This window comes from Pseudomonas sp. NPDC089741 (assembly GCF_044748825.1).
Taxonomy (GTDB): domain Bacteria; phylum Pseudomonadota; class Gammaproteobacteria; order Pseudomonadales; family Pseudomonadaceae; genus Aquipseudomonas; species Aquipseudomonas helmanticensis.
Genome location: NZ_JBIVGT010000069.1, coordinates 1 through 4,811, shown reverse-complemented (window position 1 = coordinate 4,811; position 4,811 = coordinate 1). Strand labels below are relative to the sequence as shown.

The window sequence follows — 4,811 nt, the reverse complement described above, 5'->3', positions numbered from 1 at the left end:
AAGGTTTTGACCAGCAGACGTCCGGACGCATCACGTTGGTATTCGCTGACCAGTTCGCTGCCGTCATCGCCGAACTCGATTTTCTTAAGCAACTGACCGTTGAGGTCGTACTCGTAGGCAGTGCGGCGACCGTCAAAACCAGTTTCCTGTTGGATCAGGCCATTCGAGTAGTAGTCGAGTTGGTAGCGTTCGCCGCGCTCGTTCTCGATCTCGGTGAGGTTAAGTTGCGAGTTATCGTAGCGATAACGCAGTTGGCTGCCGTCAGGATTGATGCGGCGGCTGACCAAGTGCAGGTTGTCGGCGTACTCGTAACGAGTGATACGCCCAAGCTCGTCGCGTTCGGCGGTGACGCGGCCATATGGGTTGTAGGTGAACGCGCGAGTGGCGCCGCCGGGCAGGGTTACTTGGGTCAGACGATCAACTGCATCCCATTGGTATTGGGTGATAGCACCGAATTCGTCCTGACGGGTAATTTGTCGACCTAGCGCGTCATAGCGGTATTTGCGCTGACCGCCATCTGGCAGGCGCTCTTCCAGCAACTGACCTAGGTTGTTCCAGCCGAGTTGATGACGACTACCATCGGGATGACGAATTTCCAGCAGTCGGCCCTGACGGTCATAGCTGTAATGGGTTTCGTTGCCATCCGGATCGCTTTGTTGGGTAATGTCACCCTGACGATTGCGCTCGTATTTCCAGCGGGCTTTGCCGCGCTGGACATCAATGAGTTGACCATTAAAGTAGTTGTAGCGGGTCGGAATACCCTCTGGCGGGATAACGACGATCAAGCGCCCAGCTTCGCTGTACTGATACTCAGTGATCGCGCCCATCGGATCTTTTACGGCGACCAGACGTCCCTGATCGTCGTACGCGTTCTGCGTTTCACCGCCGTCGGGCGCGGTCTCGCTGACCAGCCGCGCATTTTCGTCATGCACATAGACAAGTTGGCTGCCGTCAGCGTTATGGACGGTGACCGAGCCTTTGTCATCCCACTCGTAACGCGCTTCCATTTGCACGTAGTTGGCCCAGTGGCGTATGCAGCGGGAGTGTTTGCCTTCACGTTCCCATTCCCAGAAGAAACTGGCGCCGCCGGCCATCTGTCGTTCGAGGATGACATGCTGATCGTTGTAACGGTAATGCTCGGTTTCGCCTGCCGCATTGGTAGAAGAAATCAGTTGATTGCGTGCGTTGTATTGGTAGGTGACGAGCGTTTGAATGGTCAGCCATGGATCCTGACGTTCACCGCGGTCATTGTATTCCTGGCGTTGTTGCTGCTGATCGACGGCCACAATGTGTCGGTCGTCGTAACGCATTAGCAGGGCACGGCCTGCACCGTTATCGATGCGCTGGATACGGTCAACGAAGTCATAACTGATATGTAACCGGTTTTCGTAGGCGTCGCTAATCGTGGTTAGGCGACCGGCTCGGAAATGGTAGAAGCGTGTTTTTGCCCCGGCCTGAGTCAGGACAAGTTCACCGGGAGCATCACCTAGATAAATTGCGGCCTGTGCCAGACTATTGGTGATGGCGGGGCGCTGGTCGGTCGGCATCGGGAATCGGGTCTGCCGATTCTCGTTGTCTGTCCACAGCACACCTTCATCGTCGATTTGCAAGCGATGGGACAGTGAATGGCTCCAGCCATGGCCGAGACGGCTGTCGAAATCAACCGCACTGCTTCGGTATAGGCGGGTCCACTCGAAGGGCAGCAAACCACCCATTTCACCATCGGTCAGCGTGAGTAATTCCTCACCGGTCACCATCGACACGGGGTCGCCACCAGAGCATGTATCGTCAACACACTGTGCGGGTTTGTCGGCCGGGTTTTTCGATTGATCTGGCGCGTTGTCGACGTGTTCTACCTGTTCGACACGCGAGGCGGGCTCATCTTTTTTACGTGCTTGAATCTGCGCATCGGACTCCACTTTTCCGCCGCTGACCGGTGGCTTGTTTTTCGGTGCTGTCGCGGTTTCGGCAGGTTTGGGTGCCGCAATCTGCACATCCGCTTTACGTGCCGGATTGAACTTCGAATCGCCATTTAGCAACAAAGGCTTCGACGCTTCGGTGTGTGGCGTGGCCTTGGATTTGCTGACCTTCATCAGCATGCCAGTGAAATCTTCGATCAGTTTTATGACCTTGCCGCTACTCTGGACTCCCTTGATTGCCTTTGTCCCCACGCGAACGGCCAAGCCGAGGCCTCCAGTCAGGACGACGCCCACCAGAATGTTCAGCAGGAACTCTGTGGACATTTGGGCCAGCACTTCCGTGCAGGTCTGCGGAGGCAGCATTTGCACCCAGGCCATGATTGCCGCGACATAGATCCACATCAGCGGCTCATCGCTGGCAATTAGCAAAGCTGTGTGAATGGCTTCGGCTGAAGCGTCGTAAATCTTCTTGATCTGCTCTTCGGTGAAAAACTTTTTCAGTTTTTCGTAGTTTTCGCGAGGGTGAGCGACGAGGTCGTAGAGGCTCTTGATATCGCCCCACAAGCCCATGATCGCCTTCATGAAGCCTTCCCACGCAGCTTCCAGCTCCTGCAGGGCACGACCGCCCAGTGATGCATCAGTGTGTGCCTGCCACAACGGCAGGAAACTTGTGCTCCATTCGGTTTGCAACCAGCCACCGAGTTCACCGATCACGCCTTGGTAGGAGTTGAACAGGCTATCGATCTGGGCAGGAGTTGGATTAGGGAAAAATGTAATTTTGTACTGCTGATTGGGTGTGAGGCCGGAGACTTCCAGAATTCCGGTCGAATCGATGGTTTTGTTAATCGTCGGACCGACTTCGTTCTTGCCGATGAAGCGGCCATCGACTACCGGAGTCAGTCGAACCGGCGTATTGCCAATTGGCACGAAGCGCGCGGATTCGAAGCTGTGAACGAGCACGAGTTTGCCGTTAGCGGGGCAGTTGGCATAAAGGGTGTTTTCCTTTTTGCTGTCCTTGTCTGCCGTGCCGACTTCGTCCCCGACCTTGAACTGCTGCTCGGCATCCAGAATGCCGCCATACCAGGCTTCGGCATGCTCACGGTAGTCTTTCAGACACTTCTTGAAGTCGGCAATGATCGCCTGAGCATCAGGTTGTTTTGCCGTGAGGCCACCAACGATCCCACCCATCAAAACGCTCATACAACCACCTCATTTTCCAAATAGGCCTTCAACAGACCGGCAAAATTTTCTTCCGTGAGCGGCGTGCGCTTTACGAAGCGCGCCACTTTTTGTTTCAAGTTTGATTCTGGGAACGAGAAGTACAGATCGGCATGTTCGTCCAATAGCCACTGCATCATGTTGCCGATCACGGTCGACGGGTTCTCGGCCATCAAGCTGTCTAGCAGATCTTTCGGCACCTCCCACCACGGCCAATCCTTCGCCTTCGGCACCACCCGCGGCCCGACCTCCAGGCTCCGCCCGTTGATCAGGTAACGCTGAAACACCGGCAACACTTCCCCAGCCGTCTCACCCAACCCTTCAAGAATCGGGTAGATATGCCGTCCATCCCAAAACCGGAAAAACACCTCGGTCCCGTCCGGCATCTTCACCTGTGTCAGGCTGCGCAGATGCTCGAACACTTCGTTCGGCTCCGAGCGCGATACCGCCAGCCAACCCCAATCGAGGGCGTCGGTTTCGGCGATCCATGGCAAGAATGCCGAGTTGCCCTTCAGTTCGGTGACGTAGGGCATCACCGGTTGCCAAGTGGAGTAGGGCGTGTCGCCCCAGATCGGCAAGAGTTGGGCGGTGGGTTCGGTGAGGTAGAGGTTTTTCAGCGCGTCGGAATCACTCGCCGCGCTGATGATCAGGTACAGGCGCTCGCCAGTCTGCAACGGCTGTTGCGCCAGCCAATCCTTAGGCGTAATTCGATCAGATGGCACAGGCACCTGCCTTGCATTTTTCGCATTCTTCGCAGAATGGCGCGTTGCGTTTGAGGGTGTTGATCTGGGCCGGGGTGAGGACCTGGCCGGCCTTGTCAGCGTCGGCCTGTTTCAGCACGCCGGGTATCAATGGCGCCGCACCGGTGCCGCTGCCCGGCCCACCGCCGGAGTTCATATTGATCACCGGCCCACTCATGGTCACGCCGCCGGCATCAATCTTGATGAAGCTGCCGCCGCCGATCAGGGTCAGCTCTGCGCCTGCTTCCATCACCACTTTCATGCCGCTGCTGAGATGGATTTCCTGCCCCGCGTCGATGAACTGCCCAGTGCCGATTTTGATGTGCTGGTTCACGCCCACAGTCAGGTGGTCGTTGGCGCGGGCTTCGACTTTGCGGTCTTCGTAGACGGTGTGGTGTTCTTCGGCTTTGAATTCGCTGTAGCTGTTTTTTTCGACGGTGTCGTGGCGTTCGTTGCCCACCCGAATCTTCTGGTCGTGCTCGATGTTTTCGTCCCAGTCGCGCTGGGCGTGCAGGTAGATCTGCTCCTGACCTTTTTTATCTTCGATGCGCAGTTCGTTGTAGCCGCCACCGCCCATGGAGCTGAGGGTCTTGAAGGTGCTGCGGGTCTTGTTCGCCGGCAGTGGATAGGGGACGGTGTTTTCCTTGTGGTACAGGCAGCCGCTGATCAATGGCTGGTCGGGATCGCCTTCAAGGAAGGTGACGAGCACTTCCATGCCGATGCGCGGGATGGCGATGCCGCCGTACTGGGCGCCGGCCCAGGCGGAGGAGACGCGTAGCCAGCAACTGGTCTTGTCGTCGGCCTGGCCTTCGCGGTCCCAGTGGAACTGGACTTTGACCCGGCCGTATTCGTCGCAGTGGATTTCTTCGCCTTTGGGGCCGGTGACCACGGCGCTCTGGCTGCCGAGAATGCGTGGTTTCGGGTGGCGCAGGGG

3 protein-coding genes are annotated in these 4,811 nt (G+C 57.0%); all 3 read right to left on the bottom strand.

The window, feature by feature from the left end:
- Positions 1 to 3,119 (bottom strand): DUF6531 domain-containing protein (locus ACIPZE_RS28640; RefSeq protein WP_400776780.1); only part of this gene is annotated, 3,119 nt, incomplete at its 3' end.
- Entirely contained in the window at positions 3,116 to 3,859 is a 744-nt protein-coding gene (locus tag ACIPZE_RS28635) for a DUF4123 domain-containing protein (RefSeq protein ID WP_283435899.1), read from the bottom strand. The genes ACIPZE_RS28635 and ACIPZE_RS28640, both read right to left, overlap by 4 nt.
- Positions 3,849 to 4,811: type VI secretion system tip protein TssI/VgrG (gene tssI, locus ACIPZE_RS28630; protein ID WP_400776777.1), on the bottom strand; the 963-nt coding region annotated here is incomplete at its 5' end. The genes tssI and ACIPZE_RS28635, both read right to left, overlap by 11 nt.